The organism is Enterobacteriaceae endosymbiont of Plateumaris pusilla, assembly GCF_012562765.1.
GTDB lineage: Bacteria > Pseudomonadota > Gammaproteobacteria > Enterobacterales > Enterobacteriaceae.
Genome location: NZ_CP046226.1, coordinates 399773 through 424128, shown reverse-complemented (window position 1 = coordinate 424128; position 24356 = coordinate 399773). Strand labels below are relative to the sequence as shown.

The 24356-nt window shown below is 20.3% G+C and carries 21 protein-coding genes and 1 tRNA gene; 19 read left to right on the top strand and 3 right to left on the bottom strand.

Annotated features, from left to right (window positions below):
* Nucleotides 1–14 precede the first annotated feature (14 nt).
* From thrB to GJT83_RS01965, 15 genes are all read left to right on the top strand, one after another.
* Nucleotides 15–950, top strand: a complete 936-nt coding sequence (gene thrB / locus GJT83_RS02035) for a homoserine kinase (RefSeq protein WP_168892775.1) — start codon at nucleotides 15–17, stop codon at nucleotides 948–950.
* The gene (gene thrC, locus GJT83_RS02030) at nucleotides 947–2242 is read left to right on the top strand and encodes a threonine synthase (RefSeq protein WP_168892774.1); all 1296 of its coding nucleotides are present in this window, start codon (nucleotides 947–949) and stop codon (nucleotides 2240–2242) included. The genes thrB and thrC overlap by 4 nt, the downstream gene beginning before the upstream one ends.
* A 138-nt stretch (nucleotides 2243–2380) precedes the next feature.
* The gene (gene ndhC, locus GJT83_RS02025) at nucleotides 2381–2770 is read left to right on the top strand and encodes an NADH-quinone oxidoreductase subunit A (RefSeq protein ID WP_425482448.1); all 390 of its coding nucleotides are present in this window, start codon (nucleotides 2381–2383) and stop codon (nucleotides 2768–2770) included.
* 33 nt (nucleotides 2771–2803) lie between these two features.
* Nucleotides 2804–3469 carry a NuoB/complex I 20 kDa subunit family protein gene (locus GJT83_RS02020; protein WP_168892772.1) on the top strand — a complete coding sequence of 222 codons (666 nt, stop codon included), beginning with the start codon at nucleotides 2804–2806 and terminating at the stop codon, nucleotides 3467–3469.
* 66 nt (nucleotides 3470–3535) lie between these two features.
* Nucleotides 3536–5365 carry an NADH-quinone oxidoreductase subunit C/D gene (gene nuoC, locus GJT83_RS02015; protein WP_168892771.1) on the top strand — a complete coding sequence of 610 codons (1830 nt, stop codon included), beginning with the start codon at nucleotides 3536–3538 and terminating at the stop codon, nucleotides 5363–5365.
* 6 nt (nucleotides 5366–5371) lie between these two features.
* Nucleotides 5372–5884: an NADH-quinone oxidoreductase subunit NuoE gene (nuoE, locus tag GJT83_RS02010; protein WP_246208745.1), complete on the top strand. Its 513-nt coding sequence runs from the start codon at nucleotides 5372–5374 to the stop codon at nucleotides 5882–5884.
* Nucleotides 5865–7145: an NADH-quinone oxidoreductase subunit NuoF gene (gene nuoF, locus GJT83_RS02005; RefSeq protein ID WP_168892770.1), complete on the top strand. Its 1281-nt coding sequence runs from the start codon at nucleotides 5865–5867 to the stop codon at nucleotides 7143–7145. Before nuoE ends, nuoF begins: the two co-directional genes overlap by 20 nt.
* A gap of 107 nt (nucleotides 7146–7252) precedes the next feature.
* Nucleotides 7253–9973: an NADH-quinone oxidoreductase subunit NuoG gene (nuoG, locus tag GJT83_RS02000; protein ID WP_168892769.1), complete on the top strand. Its 2721-nt coding sequence runs from the start codon at nucleotides 7253–7255 to the stop codon at nucleotides 9971–9973.
* Nucleotides 9970–10941: an NADH-quinone oxidoreductase subunit NuoH gene (gene nuoH, locus GJT83_RS01995; protein WP_168892768.1), complete on the top strand. Its 972-nt coding sequence runs from the start codon at nucleotides 9970–9972 to the stop codon at nucleotides 10939–10941. The genes nuoG and nuoH overlap by 4 nt, the downstream gene beginning before the upstream one ends.
* A 28-nt stretch (nucleotides 10942–10969) precedes the next feature.
* Nucleotides 10970–11506 (top strand): NADH-quinone oxidoreductase subunit NuoI, encoded by a 537-nt coding sequence (gene nuoI / locus GJT83_RS01990; RefSeq protein WP_168892767.1) that lies wholly within the window; start codon nucleotides 10970–10972, stop codon nucleotides 11504–11506.
* A 22-nt stretch (nucleotides 11507–11528) separates the two neighbouring features.
* Complete coding sequence (locus GJT83_RS01985; RefSeq protein WP_168892766.1) at nucleotides 11529–12026, top strand: NADH-quinone oxidoreductase subunit J; 498 nt, start codon at nucleotides 11529–11531, stop codon at nucleotides 12024–12026.
* Nucleotides 12027–12074: 48 nt separating this feature from the next.
* Nucleotides 12075–12377 (top strand): NADH-quinone oxidoreductase subunit NuoK, encoded by a 303-nt coding sequence (nuoK, locus tag GJT83_RS01980; RefSeq protein ID WP_168892765.1) that lies wholly within the window; start codon nucleotides 12075–12077, stop codon nucleotides 12375–12377.
* Complete coding sequence (nuoL, locus tag GJT83_RS01975) at nucleotides 12374–14251, top strand: NADH-quinone oxidoreductase subunit L (protein ID WP_168892764.1); 1878 nt, start codon at nucleotides 12374–12376, stop codon at nucleotides 14249–14251. Before nuoK ends, nuoL begins: the two co-directional genes overlap by 4 nt.
* Nucleotides 14252–14296: 45 nt before the next feature.
* Nucleotides 14297–15805, top strand: a complete 1509-nt coding sequence (gene nuoM / locus GJT83_RS01970; RefSeq protein ID WP_168892763.1) for an NADH-quinone oxidoreductase subunit M — start codon at nucleotides 14297–14299, stop codon at nucleotides 15803–15805.
* A 52-nt stretch (nucleotides 15806–15857) separates the two neighbouring features.
* Complete coding sequence (locus GJT83_RS01965) at nucleotides 15858–17351, top strand: NADH-quinone oxidoreductase subunit N (protein ID WP_168892762.1); 1494 nt, start codon at nucleotides 15858–15860, stop codon at nucleotides 17349–17351.
* Nucleotides 17352–17368: 17 nt separating this feature from the next.
* Here the strand turns inward: GJT83_RS01965 and GJT83_RS01960 are convergent, their stop codons facing one another.
* Nucleotides 17369–17926 carry a DedA family protein gene (locus tag GJT83_RS01960; protein WP_168892761.1) on the bottom strand — a complete coding sequence of 186 codons (558 nt, stop codon included), beginning with the start codon at nucleotides 17924–17926 and terminating at the stop codon, nucleotides 17369–17371.
* Between the two features lie 73 nt (nucleotides 17927–17999).
* Nucleotides 18000–18084 (bottom strand) — tRNA-Ser (locus GJT83_RS01955).
* 67 nt (nucleotides 18085–18151) lie between these two features.
* Between GJT83_RS01955 and sbcB the strand changes: the two genes are divergently transcribed.
* Complete coding sequence (sbcB, locus tag GJT83_RS01950; protein WP_168892760.1) at nucleotides 18152–19585, top strand: exodeoxyribonuclease I; 1434 nt, start codon at nucleotides 18152–18154, stop codon at nucleotides 19583–19585.
* 4 nt (nucleotides 19586–19589) lie between these two features.
* Here sbcB and ribA read toward each other — a convergent pair whose 3' ends face one another.
* Entirely contained in the window at nucleotides 19590–20183 is a 594-nt protein-coding gene (gene ribA / locus GJT83_RS01945) for a GTP cyclohydrolase II (protein WP_168892759.1), read from the bottom strand.
* 247 nt (nucleotides 20184–20430) lie between these two features.
* Here ribA and murJ point away from each other — a divergent pair, with 247 nt between their 5' ends.
* From murJ to sufB, 3 genes are all read left to right on the top strand, one after another.
* Nucleotides 20431–21990, top strand: coding sequence for a murein biosynthesis integral membrane protein MurJ (gene murJ / locus GJT83_RS01940; protein WP_168892758.1), 1560 nt, complete (start codon nucleotides 20431–20433; stop codon nucleotides 21988–21990).
* 495 nt (nucleotides 21991–22485) lie between these two features.
* Entirely contained in the window at nucleotides 22486–22860 is a 375-nt protein-coding gene (locus tag GJT83_RS01935; RefSeq protein WP_168892757.1) for an iron-sulfur cluster assembly accessory protein, read from the top strand.
* Between the two features lie 21 nt (nucleotides 22861–22881).
* A complete protein-coding gene (sufB, locus tag GJT83_RS01930) occupies nucleotides 22882–24348 on the top strand; it encodes a Fe-S cluster assembly protein SufB (protein ID WP_168892756.1) in 1467 nt (488 codons plus the stop codon).
* Nucleotides 24349–24356 lie beyond the last annotated feature (8 nt).

Genomic DNA, 24356 nt, shown 5'->3' with positions numbered 1-24356 from the left:
AGGAATTTAAAGTAATGATAAAAATCTATGCTCCTGCTTCTATAGGAAATATTAATGTTGGTTTTGATTCATTAGGTATAGCATTATCTAGATTAGATGGAGGAATTTTAGGAGATTATGTATCAATAACATCATCTAAAAAATTTATATTAATAAGTCAAGGATGTTTTTTTAATGATTTACCTAAGGATTTTTATAAAAATATTATTTTTCACTGTTGGTCTAAATTTTGTAATAAAATAGGTAAAATAATACCATTAAAAATTATTTTAGAAAAAAATGTACCTGTAGCTTCAGGTTTAGGTTCAAGTTCTTGTTCTATAGTAGCTTTTTTAAAAGCTATGAATTTATTTCTTAATAATCCTTTAAATGATAATGAATTATTAATTTTAATGGGTGAATTAGAAAAATCATTATCCGGTCATATACATTATGATAATGTTGCTCCTTGTTATTTAGGTGGAATTAAATTAATATTAATAACTGATAATTTAATTATCCAAGATATACCAGTATTTGAAAATTGGTTTTGGGTTATTGCATATCCTGGTATAAAACTTTCAACTTATAATTCTAGAAAAATACTTCCTAAATATTATAATAAAAATATTTGTATTAAACAAAGTCAATATTTAGCTGGATTTATACATGCAAGTCATACTAAACAAGAATCACTTGCAGCAAAATTAATGAAAGATTTTATTGCGGAACCATATAGAAAATTATTATTACCTAATTTCGAAAATTTTTGTCAAATTTCTAAAAAATTAGGATCTTTAAGTTATGGTATTGCAGGTTCAGGACCAACATTATTTACTATATTTAATAATTTAAATATTGCACAAAAGATGGTTAAGTGGTTAAAAACAAATTATATAAAAAATAATAAAGGTTTTGTATATATTTGTGTTGTTAATAAAAAAGGTGCACAAATATTGGAGAAAAAATGAAATTTTATAATATAAATAATCATAATGAAATAATAAATTTTGAAAAAGCTTTAAAAATAGGATTAGGAAAAAATCAAGGATTATTTTTTCCTATTTTTATACCTAAAATTAATTTAAAAAATATTAATAAAATATTAGATATGGATTTTATTAATCGTAGTAGTTATATTATATCTTTATTTATTAAAAATGAAATTTCTTTAGAAAATCTAACAAAAAATATTTCTAAAGCATTTAATTTTCCATTAAAATTAATTAATATTACAAATAATATTTCTTGTTTAGAATTATTTCATGGACCTACTTTATCTTTTAAAGATTTTGGAGTTCGTTTTATGTCTCAAATGTTACATTATTTTAATAAACAAGAAAAAATTATTATTTTAACTGCTACATCTGGAGATACAGGAGCTGCAGTTGCTCATGCTTTTTATAATATTGATAATATTGAAGTAATAATTTTATATCCGAAAAATAAAATATCTGTTTTACAAGAAAAATTATTTTGTACTTTAGGTAAAAATATTAAAACAATTTCTATTGAAGGAGATTTTGACGATTGTCAAAAATTAGTTAAACAATCATTTGAAGATATGACTTTAAGAAAAAATTTTATTCTTAATTCTGCAAATTCAATTAATATTAGTAGATTAATAGCTCAAATATGTTATTACTTTGAAGTTTTTGCTCAAATATTACCAGATAACAGAAATAATGTTATTATTTCTGTTCCTAGTGGAAATTTTGGTAATTTAACCGCTGGATTAATAGCTAAATCAATGGGATTACCTATAAAAAAATTTATAGCAGCTACTAATTCTAATGATACAGTTCCTAGATATCTTAAAAATGGTATTTGGGATCCTCAAAAAACTATTGCAACATTATCTAATTCTATGGACGTTAGTTGTCCTAATAACTGGCCTCGTATAATAGAATTATTTCAAATAAATAATTGGAATTTAAATCAATTATTTTCTCAATCTACATCAGATTATCTTACTGAACAATCTATATTAAAATTATACAATAAATATAAATATATTACAGAACCACATTCTGCAATAGCATATCATGCTTTAGAATCAAAAATAACAAATAAAAAAGAATTTGGAATTTTTTTAGGTACTGCACATCCAGCAAAATTTCAAAAATATATAAATGAAGTTTTAAACATTACAATTAATGTACCAAAAAAATTAACTTATTACATAAAAAAAGAAAATTTATCTTATAATTTTCCAAATAATTTTTCTTATTTTAAATCATTTTTAATAAATAATTATATTTAATAATTTATTATTTTTTATATATTTAATATAAATAATATAATTTTTAATATTATTTTAAAATATAAATGATGAATGTATTTACATATTATATTTACTTACTATATTATGAATAAATAAATTTTAATTATAAAAATATTAATTATGTTTGATACACATTATAATTTTAATTACTTATCTTTTTATGTATTTCAAATATTTGCTATTATAATTAGCTGTATTGTTATGTTAGTATCACATTTTTTAGGAGGTCGATCTTATGGAATAGACAAAAATATACCATTTGAATCAGGTACTTGTTCTTTTGGTAATTCTCAAATAAAAATTTTTATTAAATTTTATTTAATAGCTATGTTTTTTGTGATTTTTGATGTTGAAGCATTATATTTATATATATGGTCTGTTTCTATTAAAAAAATTAAATTAGAAGGATTTATAGAAGGGTTATTATTTATAATAACAATTTTAATTAGTTTATTTTATTTATTTAGAGTACATGCTTTAAATTGGAGATCTAAAAAATATTTTTAATTCATTATTAAAATATAAAATAAATATTATATTATGAAATATACTCTTACTAAAGTAAATATTGATAATAAAAAAATATATCCATTAGAAGAAACAAAAAATATTAATAATAATCCTATTAAAGATCAAGTTTATGAAAATATATTTTTAGGAAATTTAAAAAAAATAACTCATAAAATTATTAATTGGGGAAGAAAAAATTCTTTATGGCCATATAATTTTGGTCTTTCTTGTTGTTATGTGGAAATGACAACATCATTTACATCTATAAATGATATATCTCGTTTTGGATCAGAAGTTTTAAGAGCATCTCCTAGACAAGCTGATTTTATGGTTATAGCTGGAACATGTTTTCTTAAAATGGCACCTATAATACAAAGATTATATGATCAAATGTTAGAACCTAAATGGGTAATTTCTATGGGTTCATGTGCTAATTCTGGTGGTATGTATGATATATATTCTGTAGTTCAAGGAGTAGATAAATTTTTACCTGTAGATATTTATATCCCAGGTTGTCCTCCTAGACCAGAAGCTTATATTCAAGCTTTATTATTATTACAAAAATCTATTAGCAATGAAATACGTCCATTATCTTGGATAATGGGTGATCAAGGAATATATAAACCCAAAATGTCATCACAAAAAAAAATATATACAAAAAAAAATATAAAATTACGTTATCCTGATAAAATTTAATTAAATTATTCATTAATCATTGAAATAGTAATTTTACTATTATATTTAAATAGGAATAGAATATTTATGAATAATTTTAATAATAATTTAGAACCAAAAATTGTAATAAATAATATTCATTCTCCATCATTAACTAATAAATCAAATGATTTAATAATTAATAAATTAGATAATTATTTTGGATCAAAAAATTTTTTAATACAAAATAATAAAAATGTAAATATGCCATTAATAATCTGGATAAAAAAAAAAAATTTAATACATTTTATAAAATTTTTATATAATATTCATAATCCATATAATATGTTGTATGATCTTCATGGTGTAGATGAAAGACTTCATCATAATAAATTTAATTTAATATTAAAAATGGATTTTTCTTTATTTTATCATTTGATTTCAATTAATAGAAATATTGATATAATAATTAAAGTTCCATTAATAAAAAATAATTTATCTATTGATAGTATAACAAAATACTTTACTAATGCTAATTGGTATGAAAGAGAAATATGGGAAATGTTTGGTATTAATTTTATTAATCATCCTCATTTATCTCATATTCTTTTACCATATAATTGGAATAATGGTTATCCATTACGGAAAGATTTTCCTGCAAGAGCAACCGAAAATGAATTTTATTTTTTATCTAAAACTAAATATAAGGAAGATATTGAAAGTACAAAATTTAATCCAGAAGAATGGGGCATAAAAATTAGTAATAAAAATTATGATTATATGTTTTTAAATTTAGGTCCTAATCATCCTTCTGTACATGGAGCATTTAGAATAATTTTACAATTAAATGGAGAAGAGATTATAGATTGTATTCCAGATATAGGATATCATCATAGAGGTGCAGAAAAAATAGCTGAAAGACAAACTTGGCATACTTATATTCCATATACAGATCGTATTGAATATTTAGGTGGCTGTATAAATGAAATGCCTTATATTCTTGCAGTAGAAAAATTAGCAAATATTATTGTATCAGATAGAATTAAAGTTATTAGAATTATGTTATCAGAATTATTTCGTATTAATAGTCATTTATTATATTTATCTACTTTTATTCAAGATGTTGGTGCTATGACACCTGTGTTTCTTGCATTTACTGATAGACAAAAAATATACGATATAATTGAAGCTATTACGGGTGCAAGAATGCATCCTGCATGGTTTAGAATAGGAGGATTAGCAAATGATTTACCAAAGGGTTGGAATATATTATTAAAAAAAATATTACAATGGTTACCTAAAAGATTAATAATGTATAAAAAAACAGCATTACAAAATAGTATTTTAATATCTCGATCAAAAAACATAGCAACATATTCACAAAAAGAAGCTATACAATGGGGTATTACAGGTGCTGGATTAAGAGCTACTGGTTTAGATTTTGATGTACGTAAATGGAGACCTTATTCTGGTTATGAAAATTTTGATTTTGATATTCCAATAGGTAATAATATAAGTGATTGTTATTCTAGAGTTATGTTAAAATTAGAAGAAATATGGCAAAGTTTACGTATTTTAAATCAATGTTTAAATAATATGCCTGTAGGACCATTTAAAGTAGATCATCCTTTAACAACACCACCCCCAAAAGAAAAAATGTTAAAAAATATTGAAACATTAATTACTCATTTTTTACAAGTTTCTTGGGGTCCAGTAATACCTGCTAATGAATCATTTCAGATGATAGAGGCCACAAAAGGTATTAATAGTTATTATTTAATTAGTGATGGTAATACTGTTAGTTATCGTACAAGAATAAGAACTCCAAGTTTTGCTCATTTACAACAAATACCTTCAGTTATTAAAGGTAGTTTAGTATCTGACTTAATTACCTATTTAGGTAGTATTGATTTTGTTATGTCTGATGTTGATCGTTAATATATTATGAATAAAATAATTGATAAAAAAAAAATTATATTAAATAAAAAAGATTTGGAAATAATTAATAAAATAATATCTCATTATGAACATAATCATGCAGCTTCTATTGAAGTATTAATATATTTACAAAAAAAATATGGTTGGATTTCTGATGAAATAATTTATATTGTTGCTAAATTATTAAATATTTCTCCTTCTGAAGTTGATAGTATTGCAACTTTTTATAGTCAAATTTTTAGATATCCAATAGGTAAATATATTATTAAATATTGTGATAGTGTTGTATGTTATATAACAGGATATGAAAAAATTTTAAAAATAATAAAAAATAGATTACAAATTGTTCCAGGAGAAACAACTGTTAATGGTTTATTTACTTTATTACCTATATGTTGTTTAGGTTTTTGTGATAAAAGTCCTAGTATTATGATTAATAATCATATTTATACTTCAGTATCACAAAATAATATAAATAAAATTTTGGATAAATATATTAATGAAAAAACTAAATCTTAATGAAGAAAATTATCCATTAACATGGCGTATGAGATATGATAATAAACCAGTATTTTTAAAAGAATATATTAAAAAAAATGGTTATACTAGTTTAAAAAAAACATTAAATAATATGAATCCTGAGGAAGTTATTAATTTAATTAAGGATTCAGGATTAAAAGGAAGGGGTGGTGCAGGTTTTTCTACTGGTTTAAAATGGAGTTTAATGCCTCAAAAAAAAATAAATACTGAAATTAGATATTTATTATGTAATGCAGACGAAATGGAACCTGGAACTTATAAAGATCGTTTTTTAATAGAACATATTCCTCATCAATTAATAGAAGGTATTATTATTAGTGCTTTTGCAATACAAGCTAATCAAGGATATATTTTTTTAAGAGGTGAATATGTAACATGTGCTAAAATTTTAAATTTAGCAATAAAAGAAGCTTATGAATTAGGTGTATTAGGAAATAATATTTTTAATACAAATTTTAATTTTAAATTATATATGCATATAGGTGCTGGAAGATATATTTGTGGTGAAGAAACAGCGTTAATTAATTCATTAGAAGGTAAAAGAGCTAATCCTAGATCTAAACCACCTTTTCCATCTTCTATTGGATTATGGGGTAGACCTACATGTATTAATAATGTTGAAACTTTTTTTAATATATCTGGTATATTAATGAACGGATCTTATTGGTATAAAAATATTTCTAAAAGTAAATATGATAATGGTACAAAAATGCTAGGATTTTCTGGTAATGTTAAAAATCCTGGAGTATGGGAATTACCATTTGGTACTAGTGCTCGTGAAGTATTAGAAAAATATGCTAGAGGTATGAAAGATGGATTAAAATTAAAAGCATGGCAAACTGGAGGTGCAGGAACTGGATTTTTAACTGCAAATTATTTAGATTTACCTATGGATTTTATCAGTCTTCAGGAAGTAGGTAGTAGATTAGGTACAGGATTATCTATGGCAATAGATAATAATATAAATATGGTATCTTTAGTAAAAAATTTAGAAATATTTTTTGCAAGAGAATCTTGTGGATTCTGTACACCATGTCGTGAAGGACTACCATGGATTGTAAAAATATTAGATAATTTAGAAAATAAAAAAGGTCATATTAATGACATAAAGTTATTAAAAGAAATTAGTAATCAATTAATAGATGGAAAATCTTTTTGTGCTCTTCCTGTAGGAGCTATAGAACCTTTAAGTAGTGCGCTAAAATATTTTTTAAATGAATTTGAATTAGGAATATCGTAGTAAATATAAAATTACATATTTATTTTAAAATACAAAATTTATATTTTAATAAATATTAAATAATAAAATTATTATTTGTTATAATAACTTACTGGAATATATTTATTATGACTACAGTTATTAATATAGATGGAAAATTTTATAAGGTTAATAAAAAAGATAATATATTAAAAATATGTTTATCTTTAGGTTTTAACTTACCTTATTTTTGTTGGCATCCTATTTTAGGAAGTGTAGGATCATGTCGTTTATGTGGTATTAAAAAATATAAAGATTATAAAAAATTAAAAGGACAAATAATAATATCTTGTATGTCTTTACCTTCTGAAAATTTATATATTTCTATAAATGATATAGAATCAAAAAATTTTCGTAAAAATATTATTGAATTATTAATGATTAATCATCCTCATGATTGTCCTGTTTGTGATGAAGGTGGTAGTTGTCATTTACAAGATATGACAGTAATGACTGGTCATGTTTCTCGCAGATATAATTTTACTAAAAAAATTTATAAAAATCAAAATTTAGGTCCTTTTATATCACATACAATGAATCGTTGTATTAAATGTTATCGTTGTGTAAGATTTTATAAAGATTATGCAGATGGAAAGGATTTTAATGTTTTTGGATCTAATAATAATCTTTATTTTGGGAGAATAACTGATGGAATATTAGAAAATGAATGTTCAGGTAACTTAATAGAAATATGTCCTACAGGAGTTTTTACAAATAAAACTTATTCTGAACAATTTTCTAGAAAATGGGATATGCAATATGCTCCTAGTATTTGTCATAATTGTTCATTAGGTTGTAATGTTTCAATAGGAGAACGTTATGGATATTTATCTAATATAGAAAATAGATATCATGAAAAAATAAATAGTTATTTTATTTGTGATCGTGGTCGTTTTGGTTCTGGTTATGTAAATATTAAAAACAGACCATTACAAGCAATTAAAATAGTTAATAATCAAAATATTATTTTAGATGATCTAAATATAATAAAAAATATTACTAATTTAATAAAAAAATCAAAACGGGTTATTGGTATTGGCTCACCTAGAGCAAGTATAGAAAGTAATTTTGCTTTAAAAGATTTAGTTGGTAAAGAAAATTTTTCTATTGGAATTTTAAAAAAAGAAAAATTACAAATTGATTTAATTATAAAAATATTGCAAAGTAAAGATATATATTGTCCTTCTCTTTCTGAAATAGAAACTTATGATGCAATTTTAATTTTAGGAGAAGATATTAGTATAACTAGTCCTAGACTATCTTTATCAATAAGACAAGCTATTAAAAAAAAATCATCTAATAAAAATAATATTCCATATTGGAATAGTAATGCTATTTCAAATGCAAATAATATGTTTAAAAATCCATTATTTATAACAAGTATAGATAATACATCTTTAGATGATGTTGCTAATTGGAATTATTATGCTCCTATTGAAAATCAAGTAAATTTTGGATTTATATTATCTAATTATATTCAAAATATATCATTTAAAATTTCTATTACTGATAATAATTTATTACATAAAATTAAAAACATAGCAAAAATACTATTAAAAGCAAAAAAACCTTTAATTATTTCAGGAACTAATTCTGGTTCATTAGAATTAATTTCTGCAGCATATAATATAGTTAAAGCTTTAAATCATCATGAAAAAAATACAGGATTATTTTTTGTATTAAATACAGTTAATAGTATGGGAGTTAGTATTATCAATGGTAAATCTTTAGAAGATATTTTTGATACAAATTTATCTAATGTAGATACTTTAATTATTATGGAAAATGATTTATATTTTCAAGAAGAAAAAAATAAATTAAATAATATTTTTAAAAATATATCTAATATTATTGTTATGGATCATCAATATACAGATACAATGAAAAAAGCAAATATTATTTTACCTTCAGCTAGTTTTTTTGAAAGTAGTGGTACTGTTATTAATAATGAATCTAGAGCTCAAAGATTTTTTCAAGCATACAATCCTATTTTTTATAATAAAAAAATTCAAATTAAATCTAGTTGGAAATGGATATCAAAATTAAAATTAAAAATAAATAATAAGAAATTTAATAATATTATTTTAGATGAAATAATAAAAAATTGTGAAAAAAAAATACCTATACTGAATGGAATTAGTCAAGTAGCTCCAAAAGCAAATTATAAAATTTTTGATAGAAAATTTGCAAGATCTCCTATTCGTTATAGTGGAAGAACATCAATGTTATCTAATATTAATATACATGAACAAAAACAATTAGAAGATAAAGATACTATTTTTAATTTTTCTATGGAAGGTAATTATGATTCTAATATTCAATGTTCTTATTTACCATTTTTATGGTATCCAGGTTGGAATTCTTTACAATCTTTAAATAAATTTCAAAAAGAAATAGGTGTTTCTTCTAAATATGGTCCTACAGGAATCAAAATTTTAAAGAAAAAAAATAAATCATTTAATATATTCAAATATATTATTCCAAAATCTTTAAATGTAAAAAAATTTACTATTGTTCCTTATTATAGTTTATTTTATAGTGATAGTTTAGTACAAAAATCACAATTAATAAAAAAATTTTTTAATCGTCAATATATAATTCTAAATAACTTAGATGCAATAGATTTAGGTGTTAAAAAAAATTTTAGTGATTCGATAATAGAAATATTTTATTTGAATAATAAAATTCATTTACCATTACGTATTTCAAAAAATTTACATCAAGGATTAATTGGATTACCTTTAGGAATTCCAGGAATACCCTTAGTACTTTTAGGAAAAACTATTGATAAATTAAAGGTATTAAAATGAATATATCCTTATTATTCAATTTTAACAATTTATTAATAATTATTAAATCTTTATCAATTTTAATAATTGTAATAATTAGTGGTGCTTATTTAAGCTTTATAGAACGTCGTATATTAGCATTATTTCAAAATCGTTATGGTCCTAATAGAGTTGGATGGTTTGGATCTTTACAAATATTAGCAGATATGATTAAAATTCTTTTTAAAGAAGATGTAATACCAACTTTTATTAAAAGTAAAATATTATTTAATATTGCTCCAATTATTGCTTTTAATTCATTATTATCAATATTTGCAATAATTCCTATTACTTCAACATTAATAATTTCTAATTTAAATATTGGTATTCTTTTTTTTCTAATGATGGCAAGTATTTCTGTTTATTCAATTTTATTTGCAGGTTGGTCAAGTAATAATAAATATGCTTTATTAGGTTCTATTAGAGGAATTGCTCAAATTTTAAGTTATGAAGTTTTTTTAGGATTATCATTAATGGGAGTTATATGTCAAACAGGATCATTTAATTTAAATGATATTATATATAAACAATATCATTGTTGGAATATTATACCTCAATTTTTTGGATTTATTACATTTTTTATAGCTTCTATAGCATTATGTCATAGACATCCTTTTGATCAACCAGAAACAGAACAAGAACTTTCAGATGGATATCATATTGAATATTCAGGAATTAAATTTGGTTTATTTTTTGTTGGAGAATATATTAATATTATAATTATTTCTTCTTTAATATCAATAATATTTTTTGGTGGTTGGTATGGTCCAATTTTACCATCTATTATATGGTTTTTATTAAAAACAATATTTTTTATATTATTATTTTTTTTAATAAGAGCTTCATTACCTCGTCCTCGTTATGACCAAATTATGAATTTTGGATGGTTAATATGTTTACCATTAACATTAATAAATCTTATTTTTACTGCATTATTTATGATAATATAAATTATTTTAATTTAAAAATAATATAAATATGAAATTAAAAAAGTTTTTTATAGGATTATTTAGTCAAATACGTAGTATATTTTTAGTCTGGACTAATATGTTTAAAAAAAGAGAAACAATAATGTATCCAGAAGAAGAAGTATATTTACCGCCAAGATATCGTGGAAGAATAATATTGTCATTAGATGATAATAATAATGAACGTTGTGTTGCATGTAATTTATGTTCTGTAGTATGTCCTGTAAGTTGTATTTCTTTAAAAAAAGCAACAAAAAAAAATGGTAGATCATATCCTAAATTTTTTCGTATTAATTTATCTCGTTGTATATTTTGTGGTTTTTGTGAGGAAGCTTGTCCTACTAATGCTATACAATTAATACCAGATTTTGAACTATGTGAATATAAAAGAAAAGATATGGTATATGAAAAAGAAAATTTATTAATTAATAATACAGGAAAATACCCACATTATAATTTTTATAAAATTTCTGGTATAAAAATTAAAAATAATTATTCACAACATAAAAATAATATTGAAGTAGATGTCAAAAGCTTACTACCATAAAATCAATAAAAGGTTTTTATCTATGGAATTAATTTTTTATATATTAGGATTTTTAGCAATAATTTCTACATTATGTGTAGTAATAAGTATTAATCCTATGTATACATTAGTATACTTTTTAATATCATTGATTTCTATATCAGGTATATTTTTTACTTTAGGTGATTATTTTGCAGGAGCTTTAGAAATTATTATTTATGCTGGTGCAATAGTTGTACTATTTGTTTTTATATTAATGTTATTAAACCATAAACAAATAGCTTTAGAAGAAAAAAAATTATTAATAAAAAAACCAATAATTTTAATTTTTTCTATTTTATTAACAACAATTTTATTATTTTTTTTAATTTTTATGATTAAAGAATCATGTAATAATAAATATATATATAATAATATTATTGATATAAATTGTATAGGTATAAATATGTTTAAACAATATAAAATAATTATTGAATTAATATCGATATTATTATTATCAGGTCTTATTGTAATTTTTCATATAGGAAATAAAAAAAATTAAATATTAATTTTTTTATATGTTAATAATTTAAACTTAAAAAGTAAAAATATGATTCCTTTATATTACGGATTGTTGATAACAATTATTATATTTATAATAGGTTTAACTGGTGTAATTATTAGACAAAATATGTTGTATATTTTAATATGTGTAGAAATAATGTTAAATGCTGCAGCACTATCTTGTATAATTGCAGGAAATTATTGGAAACAAACAGAAGGAGAAATAATGTATATAATATCAATTACTATTGCAGCTATTGAAAGTTGTATAGGTTTAGTTTTATTATTAAAATTATATCATTATCAAAATACAATTAATATTGATTCTATTAGTGAGATGAAAGAATGAAATTTCTTTATTTTACTATTTTAATACCTTTAATAAGTTTTTTGATATTATCTTTTTTTTCTAATTATTTAAATAAAAGAATATCTACAATTATTGGTATTGGATCTATAGGAATTATTGCAATAATTACATTTATAATTAATTTTATTTTTTTTAAGAATCATATATTAATTTATAAAGAATCTTTATGGCAAATTATAAATATTGATAATTTTCATGTTAATTTTAATTTATATTTGGATATGCTTTCATTAACAATGTTATCAGTTACTACTGGAGTTGGTTTTCTTATACATATATTTGCATCATGGTATATGAAAAATGATGAAGGTTATTCAAGATTTTTTGCATATACTAATTTATTTATTGCTAGCATGATTATGCTAATATTAGCAGATAATTTTATACTAATGTTTTTTGGATGGGAGTGCGTAGGTGTTTGCTCTTATTTATTAATAGGATTTTTTTATAAAAATACTTCAAATGGATTATCTGCTATAAAAGCATTTTTAATTACTCGTTTAGGTGATATTTTTTTAGTAATAGGTATTTTTTTAATATTTAAAATATTTAAAACAATGAATTTTAAAGAAATATCCTTTTTAATTAATTCATCTCATTTTTATTATAAACCTTTTTTACTTAATATAATTACTTTAATGCTAGCAATAGGTGCAATAAGTAAATCTGCTCAATTTCCATTAAATACTTGGTTAATAGATGCAATGGCTGGTCCTACTCCAGTTTCTGCATTAATTCATGCAGCGACTATGGTAACAGCAGGAGTTTATTTAATTTTACGAAATTATGTTTTATTTTCATTAACAAACTATATTTTATTATTTATAAGTATTATTGGAATAATAACATTATTATTATCAGGTTTATCTGCTTTAGCACAAAAAGATATAAAACGTATTTTAGCATATTCTACTATGAGTCAAATTGGTTATATGTTTTTAGCTTTAGGTATACATTCATGGGAAGCTTCTTTATTTCATTTAATAACACATGCTTTTTTTAAAGCATTATTATTTTTATCTGTTGCTTCTATTATTATTTCTACTAATCATGAACAAAATATATTTAAAATGGGAAATATGAAGAAATACATTCCTTTTATATATTATTGTTTTTTATTAGGAGGTTTATCTTTATGTTCTTTTCCAATTATTAGTATTAGTAGTTTTAGTAAAGGAACTATTTTATATGAAGCTTTAATTAATCATCATTTTATTTTTGTTATATTAGGTTTAATTGGTACTTTTATTACGTCTTTATATATTACGCGTTTAATTTATATTATTTTTCATGGAAAAACAAATATAATACCAATTAAAAATAATAGTTGGAATCATAATATTCCATTAATAATATTAAGTATATTATCTAGTTTTATAAGTATAAAAATATTACCATTAAATATATATTCATTATTTAATGATGTAATTATTACACATACTAAGCAATATTTTATACTAGAAGTAATATCAGCAGTAATATCTATTACTGGTAGTGTATGTTTTATATTATTTTGGAATAATCGTAATTATTTATTAAAATTTATTAAAATAAATAATATTAATTTTTATATTATAAAAAAATTTTTTTTAAATGGTTGTTATATAGATTTAATGTATAAAAAATTATTTATAAATAATTTTTTAAAAATATTATTTATTATAAAAAATGATCCTATTTCTCAGAGTATAGATATATTAATAAAATTTATTCAAAAAACAGAACAATTTTTATTAATTAGTGAAAATGGATATGTACGTTGGTATTTATCATCTATGTGTTTAGGTTTAATATTATTATTATTAATTATAATATTCAGTAATAAATATTATTTAATGTTAAATAATATTTAAAAATTAATATTTTTTATTAAGTTTTAAAAATAATTAGGAAATATTATGTTATTACCTTGGTTTATATTAATTCCTTTTATGGGTGGATTAATTTGTTGGCAAATTGAACGTTTAAATTATAAATTACCTCGTTGGATATCTTTAATTTCTATTAGTATTGTTTTTTTCCTTTCTATTTTTGAATTATTTACTCATTCATATTTTTTAAATAGTAAATTATCATTTTCATCTTTTATATGGATATCAGAATTTACATTACCTTGGATTCCAAGATTTGGTATAAATTTTCATTTAGCTACGGATGGTCTTTCTATTATTATGATTAATTTAACTGGATTATTAGGAATAATGGCAGTTTTATGTTCTTGGAATGAAACAAAAAAATTACATGGTTTTTTTCATTTAAACTTATTATGGATTTTAAGTGGAGTAATAGGTGTATTTCTTGCTATTGATATGTTTTTGTTTTTTTTATGTTGGGAAATTATGTTAATTCCTATGTATTTTTTAATATCATTATGGGGACATAATAATATAAATGGTAAAAATTGTATAACAGCAGCTACTAAATTTTTTATTTATACACAAGCTAGTGGTTTAATAATGTTATTTGGTATTTTAATATTAGTTATTTTAAATCATGAAATAACAGGGATATGGACATTTGAATATAGTCACCTATTAAATACTCCGAAATCATTTAATCTAGAATTTTTATTAATGTTATGTTTTTTCATTGCTTTTGCTGTTAAAATACCAGTAATTCCATTACATGGTTGGTTACCTGATGCTCATACTCAAGCACCTACAGCAGGATCCGTAGATTTAGCAGGTATTTTATTAAAAACAGCTGCATATGGATTATTAAGGTTTTCTTTACCATTATTTCCTTTAGCTTCTCTAAAATTTGCTCCTATTGCAATGATATTAGGTATTATAGGTATATTTTATGGATCTTGGTTAGCTTATATGCAAAATGATATAAAAAGAATAATAGCTTATACTTCAATATCTCATATGGGATTTATACTTATTGGAATTTATAGTAATAATAAAATTGCTTATCAAGGAGTTATTATACAAATAATATCACATGGAATATCTGCTGCAGCTCAATTTATAATGTGTGGACAAATATACGAACGTATAAAAACAAGAAATATAAATTTAATGGGTGGATTTTGGAATAATATAAATTTATTACCAGGTTTTTTCTTATTTTTTTCTTTAGCTAGTTTAGGAATTCCAGGAACTGGAAATTTTATAGGAGAATTTTTAATCCTTATGGGAAATTTTCAAAATTATCCTATTTATGCTAGTATTGCTGTTTTTGGTTTATTATTTGCAAGTATTTATTCTTTAAATATTATGCAAAAAATTTTTTATGGACCAATAAAAACTATTTTTATTTTTAAAAAATTAGTTTTTAGAGAAATATTTATTATTGTTTCTTTATTAATTTTATTATTGATATTAGGATTTTATCCTCAACCTATATTAAATATTTCTTATAATGCAATTAATCATATTTATTATAAAAATATAATAAAATAAAATATATGATAAAATCAATAGTTTTACAAAAGGAAAAAAAATAATATTTCTTATGAAAAATTTAATACTATTATTACCTTTAATTATTATTATTACAACAACAATAATTATACTTATAAGTATTTCTATTAAACGTAATAATTTTGTTCATTTAATAATAACAGTTAGTGGTTTATTTTTTACTTTAATATCTATATTATATAATATGTATAATAAAATAAATATTATTAATAATACATTATTTATAATAGATAATTATTCTTATTTTTATACTATAATATTATTACTAATTAGTATTATTACTTGTATAATAGCATATCCTTGGTTATTAAATTATTTTTATAATAAAGATGAATTTTATCTTTTAATTCTTATATCCTCTATTGGAGGTATTATATTAACTTGTTCAAATAATTTTATTTCAATGTTAGTAGGAATGGAATTAATATCTATACCTATATTTGGTTTAATTGGATATAATTTTAAATTAAAAAATTCATTAGAAGCTAGTATTAAATATACTATACTTTCCAGTATAGCAACTTCTTTTTTTATATTAGGGATTTCATTAATTTATATTGATTATGGAAGTTTAAATTTTACATATATAAGTAAACAACATTTATTAAATTCAATAGTAAACAATATAAGTGTTATTGGTTTAGTTTTAATTTTAGTTAGTATAGGATTTAAATTATCATTAGTACCTTTTCATTTATGGACACCAGATATTTATCAAGGTTCTCCTACAGTAGTAACTATGTTTTTATCTACATTTAGTAAAATTTCTATTTTTACATCACTTGTAAGATTATTAATTCATTTTACTAATATATCTTCAAATAGATTAATATTATCTAATTTATTAATTTTTATATCAATAACTTCTATTATATTTGGAAATTTTTTAGCTTTGTCACAAAATAATATTAAACGTTTATTAGGATATTCTTCTATAGCTCATTTAGGTTATATGTTAATAATATTAATATATAATATAATTATACCAAATAATATTTTATTTTCATTAGAAACAATGGGAATATATATTATTAGTTATATATTAAATAATATAGGTATATTTACTGTTATTAGTATAATTTCTAATTTAAATATAAAACAACAATATAAAAATGATATTGATAATCTTGATTATTATAGAGGGTTATTTTGGTATAATCCTATTTTATCATTTATAATGACTATTATGTTTTTATCTCTTGCTGGAATTCCAATAACTTTAGGTTTTATTTCTAAATTTTATTTAATATTATTAATTATTAAGATGAAGATATGGTATTTATTATTTATAGTAATACTTGGTAGTGCAGCTGGCTTATATTATTATTTACGTGTTATAATTAATTTATATTTATCTCCATATAATAATAAATTATCTTTATTAATTTTTTCAAATAATTTAAATACAAAAAAATTTTTTATTAGTAAATATTTAATATTAGTATTAACAATACTTACTTTTTTATTAGGAATATATCCTGAACCAATAATACATTTTATAAGAATGTCTACTTTAATAAAATAAATATTATTTAATAATATTTATTTTTTAATAATTTTATATATTATTTTTATAATAAATATGATAATTAATATATATAGTATATATTTTATCATTTTATTAATATCTTTAATCCAAGAAGTGATAATATCACCAAATATAAATCCTAAACTAACAAATATTATAGACCATATTATGGCTCCTATAATATTAAATATTAAAAATTTAAATGTTGTTACTTTTGTTATGCCAATAATTATTGGTCCAATTAATCTAAATCCATACATAAATCTAACCATAATAATAAAGATATATGGATAATTTGTGATTAAATTTTGATATTTATATATTTTTAAATTATTTTTTTTAAAAAAAAATAATAATTTGTTACTATATATTTTACCAATAAAAAATAAAAATTGATCTCCTATAATAGCACCTAATGTAGAAATTATTATAACCCAATGATAAATTAATAATCCTTTATGTACTGCAACTCCTCCAATAATAATGCATGTCTCTCCTTCTAGAAGAGATCCTATAAGTATTATTAAATAACCATATTGGTTAATGATTTTAGTAACATCTATATCAATCATTTTTAAAATTATATAATAATCATTATAAATAAACAAATATAAAGTTATTTATAAATATTTTAATAATTTTATAAGGTGAGAAGGGGATTCGAACCCCTGATATGTTTTCATATACACACTTTCCAGGCGTGCGCCTTCAACCGCTCGGCCATCTCACCATATTAAATTTTAATATATTATAAAATATATTGTTAAAATATAAAAATTATAATAATATTATTTATTATGTTAATAAATAATAAAATCATAAAAAATGAACCTAATTTTTTATTTTATGATTATGAAACTTTTGGTTTAAATCCTTCTATAGACAGGATAGCACAATTTGCTTGTATACGCACTAATATAAATTTTGATATTATAGAAGATCCTATAGTATTATATTGTAAAATACATATAGATTATTTTCCTAATCCAAAATCTATTATTATTCATAATATAAGTCCTAAAATTGTTAATACTAAAGGAATTCTTGAATATAATTTAGCAAAGAAAATTAATAAAATATTTTCTAAAAAAAATACTTGTGTTATAGGATATAATAATATTGCTTTTGATGATGAATTTAGTAGAAATTTATTTTATCGAAATTTTTATGATCCATATAATTGGTATTGGAAAAATAATAATAGTAGATGGGATATATTAAATTTAGTAAGAGCATGTTGTATTTTAAGACCTTATGGTATTAATTGGCCTAAAGTAAATAATATTCCTGTTTTTAATCTTGAAAAAATTGCTAATATTAATAATATAAAGTTATATTATAAGTCACATGATGCATTATCTGATGTTTATACTACAATAGCTATTGCTAAATTAATTAAAAAAAAACAATCATCACTTTTTAATTATTTTTTTAAAAAAAGAGAAAAAAAAGAAATATTAAAAATAATTCATTTATCTAATATTAAACCTTTAATTTATATTAGTAGTATATATAAAAACTTAAATAATAATATAGGATGTATTGTTCCTTTATTTTGGTCTTTTAAAAATAAAAATATATTAATTTCTTTTGATTTAATTAATGATATAAATAAATTTATTAATTTAAATTGGAACAATAATATTACAAATAATAATTTTTTACTTTATATAAAATTTATAAATATAAATAATTCTCCTTTGTTATTACCAATAAATATATTAAAATCTAATGATATTGAACGTTTAAATTTTAATTTAATTTATTATCAAAAAAATTTTTTTAGATTTAAAAAATATTTTGTTAAAATTAAAAATATAATTTTTTCTTGTTTAATTAAATTTTATAATATTAATAGTATTAATTATGATATCTCTAATGTAGATACTCAATTATATAAAAATTTTTTTGGATATTCAGATTTACAAAATTTTAAAAAAATACATAAAACACCAATTAGTAAATTAAATCAAATTGTTTTTAATGATTGTAGAGCTAATGAATTATTATTTAGATATAGAGCTAGAAATTTTCCTGAAACTTTAAATAATTTAGAAAAAAATAAATGGAATTTATATATTAAAAATCTTTTTAATAAAAATTATATTTTAAATTATATTAATCAAATAAAAATTTTATTAGATCAATATAAAAATCATGAAGAACAAAAGATTGTTTTAAATAATTTATTAAAATATTTTAAAATAATTATTAAAAAAAATAATATTTAAATATTTATTTAAATATGTGACCCATTTTTATAGCTTTAGTATTTAAGTATTTATTATTTTTTGAATTATATCCTACAATTAATGGAATACGACTAACTACATTAATACCAATTTTTCTTAAAATATTTATTTTACTAGGATTATTTGTTAATAACTTTATTTTTAAAATACCTAATTTTTTTAAAATATTTGCACATGAAGTATAATCTCTTTCATCTGCAGCAAAGCCTAATTTATGATTTGCTTCTACAGTATCTAATCCTTTATCTTGATAAGTATAAGCTTTAATTTTATTTAATAATCCTATATTTCTACCTTCTTGTCTATGATAAATTAATATTCCACAATTTTCTTTAGAAATTTGTATTAAAGATGATTTTAATTGAAAACCACAGTCACAACGTATACTAAATAAAGAATCTCCAGTTAGACATTCAGAATGAATTCTTGTTAATACAATTTGTGTTTTATAAATTTTTTTCATGCCATAAATCAAAGCAATATGACTATTTCCAGTAGATATTTCTTCAAAACCTATTATGATAAAATCACCCCATATTGTTGGTAATTTTGCTCTTGATATTTCTTTTAAATTCATATAATAATTCCTTATTAATTATAAATGGTTTTTATTAGATTATATAACCTAGCATAAAGATATAACTTTTGTAAAAATTAAAATTAAATTTATATAATGTGAATATATAAACTAAAATATTTATATAACTAATTTTTTTATAAAAATGTTATAATAAATATACAAAATTTTTTGTTTATATAAAATATTTAAATTTTTATTAAAATAATTTATTTATATAAAAAATTATTTTTGTTTAAGGAAAAATATGAATTTGTTAAAATCATTAACAATGGTTAGTATTATAACATTATTATCTAGATTGTTAGGATTTATTCGAGACAGTTTTATAGCAAAAATTTTTGGAGCAGGTCTTTATAGTGATTCATTTTTTATAGCTTTTAAATTACCAAATTTATTACGTCGTATTTTTGCAGAAGGAGCTTTTTCTCAGGCTTTTACTCCTGTATTAGCAGAGTATAAAAATAAAAGAAGTATAATTGAAACTAAAGAATTTATTTCTGCTGTACTAGGAATATTAACAATATTATTAACTATTGTTGTTTTATTCGGTATAATCTTTTCTTCTTTGATTATTTCTATAATAGCACCAGGTTTTGTTACTACTAATTATAAATTAGTATTAACATCTAAAATGTTAAAAATAACTTTTCCTTATATTTTTTTAATTTCTTTATCATCATTAGCAAGTTCTGTTTTAAACATATGGAAAAATTTTTTAGTTCCTGCATTAACTCCTATATTATTAAATATATGTGTAATAATTATTATTATGTTCTTTCCATCTTATTTTCATCCACCAGTATTAATATTAGCATGGTCTGTCATAATTGGTGGTTGTATACAACTTACTTATCAATTAATTTATTTAAAAAAAATAGATATGTTTGTATTACCACGTTGTAAATTTGTTATTTATAATAATATTGATGGTATAATAAAAGTTTTTAAAAAAATGGGTATTGCTATTATTGGTGTATCTGCAACTCAAATATCCTTATTAATTAATTCTGTTTTTGCTTCTTTTTTAATTACAGGTTCTGTTACTTGGATTTATTATGCTGATCGTTTAATGGAATTACCTATTGGTATGTTTGCTGTTGCATTAAGTATAGTATTATTACCAGCATTAACTGATGCATATACTACAAATAATGAAAAAGATTTTAATAAATTAGTAGATTTAGGTTTACGTTTATGTTGTATTTTAATAGTTCCAAGTTCTTTAATGTTAGGTATTTTTTCTAAAATATTACTAATTTGTTTATTTGAATATGGAGCATTTAGTTATTTTGATGTATTAATGTCTCAAAAAAATCTTATTATTTATTCTGTAGGTTTATTATTTATAATAACATCTAAAGTTCTAGCTTTAGGATATTATTCAAGACAAAATGTTAAAACTCCTGTAGTTATTGCAATATTAGTTTTAATTTTTACTCAATTAATTAGTCCTTTCTTTATTTATTTTTTAAATCATATTGGTTTTGCTATATCAGTATGTTTAGCTGCATTTTTAAATTTTGTTATATTATTTTATAAATTAGTACGAAGTGAAATTTATATTCCAGAACCAGGATGGTATAGTTTTATTATAAGATTATCAATCGTTACTATACTTTTAGGTATAATGATATCATTTTTATCTAACATGGTTTCTAAACAATGGTTAATTTTATCTGATTTAAGGTTTCGTATAGTGTATTTATTTATTATTTGTATGTTAGTTTTAATATTGTATTTGTTAACATTATTTTTATTAGGTTTCCGTTCACAAGAATTTTCATTACATAAAATACAAAAATAATTTTTTATTAGTTGTATTAATTGTTAATATTATTATATTTATTTATTATTATCAATAATAAAATATTTTTTAGTATAATTATATTAATTAAAATATAAAATAAAATTTTTAAAATGTTCTTTTAGAAAAAAATTTAGTTAAAATATAAATAATAATTTATATAATTTAATTAATATTAAATTACTATTTTTTAATAAAAAATATCAAATTAAAATTTAATAAAATAACTGGTTTTTTTAAAAATATTTCTTTTAAAAATATTTTATTTTTTATAAAATTAAAATAAAATAAATATATAAATAATTATTTAATAATATTAATTATAATTAATCAAATAGATATTTAAATAATAATTTAAATATAATAAATTAATTTATGTTTAATATTTTATTTATACTATAATTAATATTAGTTAAATAATAACTAAATAAATATTATTTATATTATATAAATTAATATTTTTAGATAAAATTAATTATTTATTGGATAATAATTATGATATTTAAAAAAAAATTAATACATTTTTCTTGTAAAGAATATGTTTGGAAAGGAATTTTTTTAACTAATAATTCATTATTACAAATTAATAAAATAATCAAAATGAATTTTACAATCAATGGTATTCGATTACTTTTAAAAAAAACAGGTTGTTTTGGTTTTAAATATAAAATTGAATTAGTAAAAGATATTTTTAATGATGATTTAATTTTTCAAAATAATAATATTTATATATATATAAAAAGAAAAGATATTATTTTTATAGATGGAACAAAAATAGATTTTATTAAAGAAAATTTTAAAGAATATTTTAAGTATTATAATACTAATATTATTAAATCTTGTGGTTGTGGAGAAAGTTTTAATATTTAATTTAATATTAAAAAATTTACTATGAAAAATAATATAAAAAATAAAATTAAATATTTTAATAAAAAAAAAAATATTTATAAAGAAGGTTTTTCTACAAATTTAAAAAATGAACAATTTATTCCTGGTATAAATGAAGATATAATAAAAAAAATATCTAAAATACGTAATGAACCTAAATGGATGTTAGATTTTAGATTAAAAGGATATTACTTTTGGATAAATAATAAAGAACCTCATTGGATAAATGGACATTTTGATAAATTAAATTACCAAAATTATATTTATTATTCAGCACCTTTATCTGATACTTATCATAATAAATTAAATAATAATTCTAATTATATCAAAAATAAATATTTTACAAATGCTGTATCAGATACTTTTAATAAATTAAAAATTCCTATTAATAATAAAAATATAGCAGTTGATGCTATTTTTGATTCTGTATCTGTTATTACAACTCATAAAGATAAATTATTAGAAAAGGGAATAATTTTTTGTTCTTTAAATGATGCTATTCAATATTATCCTAATTTAGTAAAAAAATATTTAGGATCTGTTGTTTCTGCTAATGATAATTTTTTTGCATCTTTAAATGCAGCTGTAGCATCTGATGGAACATTTATATATATACCAAAAAATGTAGATTGTCCTATAGAATTATCAACTTATTTTCGTATAAATGAAAAAAATATTGGACAATTTGAACGTACAATTTTAATTGCAGATGAAAATAGTAGTGTAAATTATATAGAAGGATGTTCTGCTCCTATAAGACATAATTATCAATTACATGCTGCTGTTGTAGAAGTAATATTATTAAAAAATGCTAGAGTAAAGTATTCTACAGTACAAAATTGGTTTTCAGGTAAAGATAAATCAGGAGGTATTTTAAATTTTGTTACTAAAAGAGCAATATGTAAAGGTAAACATAGTAAAATGTCATGGACTCAATCAGAAACAGGATCTGCTATTACATGGAAATATCCTAGTGTTATTTTACAAGGAGATTATTCTATTGGTGAATTTTTTTCAATTTCATTAACAAATGGTTATCAACAAGCTGATACTGGAACAAAAATGATTCATATAGGGAAAAATACAAAATCAACAATTATATCTAAAAGTATTTCTACTGAATATAGTAAAAATACTTATAGAAGTTTAGTAAAAATTAATAAAAAATCAGATAATTCTCGTAATTTTACTCAATGTGATTCAATTCTAATTGGTTCTAAATGTAGTACTCATACATATCCTAATTTAAATATCGCTAATAATACATCACAAGTTGAACATGAAGCTACAACTTCTAAAATAGGAGAAGATCAAATATTTTTTTGTTTACAAAGAGGTATTAACATGGATAATGCTATTTCTATGATTATTAATGGATTTTGTAAAGATATTTTTATTAAATTTCCTTTAGAATTTGCTATAGAAGCACAAAAATTATTATCAGTTAACTTGGAAAAAAGTATTGGTTAATATTTTAA

Excerpts from the sequence above, each read along its gene's own strand:
- thrB (WP_168892775.1), top strand. The coding sequence starts at position 15 with ATGATAAAAATCTATGCTCCTGCTTCTATAGGAAATATTAATGTTGGT.
- thrC (WP_168892774.1), top strand. The coding sequence starts at position 947 with ATGAAATTTTATAATATAAATAATCATAATGAAATAATAAATTTTGAA.
- GJT83_RS02020 (WP_168892772.1), top strand. The coding sequence starts at position 2,804 with ATGAAATATACTCTTACTAAAGTAAATATTGATAATAAAAAAATATAT.
- nuoC (WP_168892771.1), top strand. The coding sequence starts at position 3,536 with ATGAATAATTTTAATAATAATTTAGAACCAAAAATTGTAATAAATAAT.
- nuoE (WP_246208745.1), top strand. The coding sequence starts at position 5,372 with ATGAATAAAATAATTGATAAAAAAAAAATTATATTAAATAAAAAAGAT.
- nuoF (WP_168892770.1), top strand. The coding sequence starts at position 5,865 with ATGAAAAAACTAAATCTTAATGAAGAAAATTATCCATTAACATGGCGT.
- nuoG (WP_168892769.1), top strand. The coding sequence starts at position 7,253 with ATGACTACAGTTATTAATATAGATGGAAAATTTTATAAGGTTAATAAA.
- nuoH (WP_168892768.1), top strand. The coding sequence starts at position 9,970 with ATGAATATATCCTTATTATTCAATTTTAACAATTTATTAATAATTATT.
- nuoI (WP_168892767.1), top strand. The coding sequence starts at position 10,970 with ATGAAATTAAAAAAGTTTTTTATAGGATTATTTAGTCAAATACGTAGT.
- GJT83_RS01985 (WP_168892766.1), top strand. The coding sequence starts at position 11,529 with ATGGAATTAATTTTTTATATATTAGGATTTTTAGCAATAATTTCTACA.
- nuoK (WP_168892765.1), top strand. The coding sequence starts at position 12,075 with ATGATTCCTTTATATTACGGATTGTTGATAACAATTATTATATTTATA.
- nuoL (WP_168892764.1), top strand. The coding sequence starts at position 12,374 with ATGAAATTTCTTTATTTTACTATTTTAATACCTTTAATAAGTTTTTTG.
- nuoM (WP_168892763.1), top strand. The coding sequence starts at position 14,297 with ATGTTATTACCTTGGTTTATATTAATTCCTTTTATGGGTGGATTAATT.
- GJT83_RS01965 (WP_168892762.1), top strand. The coding sequence starts at position 15,858 with ATGAAAAATTTAATACTATTATTACCTTTAATTATTATTATTACAACA.
- GJT83_RS01960 (WP_168892761.1), bottom strand. The coding sequence starts at position 17,926 with ATGATTGATATAGATGTTACTAAAATCATTAACCAATATGGTTATTTA.
- sbcB (WP_168892760.1), top strand. The coding sequence starts at position 18,152 with ATGTTAATAAATAATAAAATCATAAAAAATGAACCTAATTTTTTATTT.
- ribA (WP_168892759.1), bottom strand. The coding sequence starts at position 20,183 with ATGAATTTAAAAGAAATATCAAGAGCAAAATTACCAACAATATGGGGT.
- murJ (WP_168892758.1), top strand. The coding sequence starts at position 20,431 with ATGAATTTGTTAAAATCATTAACAATGGTTAGTATTATAACATTATTA.
- GJT83_RS01935 (WP_168892757.1), top strand. The coding sequence starts at position 22,486 with ATGATATTTAAAAAAAAATTAATACATTTTTCTTGTAAAGAATATGTT.
- sufB (WP_168892756.1), top strand. The coding sequence starts at position 22,882 with ATGAAAAATAATATAAAAAATAAAATTAAATATTTTAATAAAAAAAAA.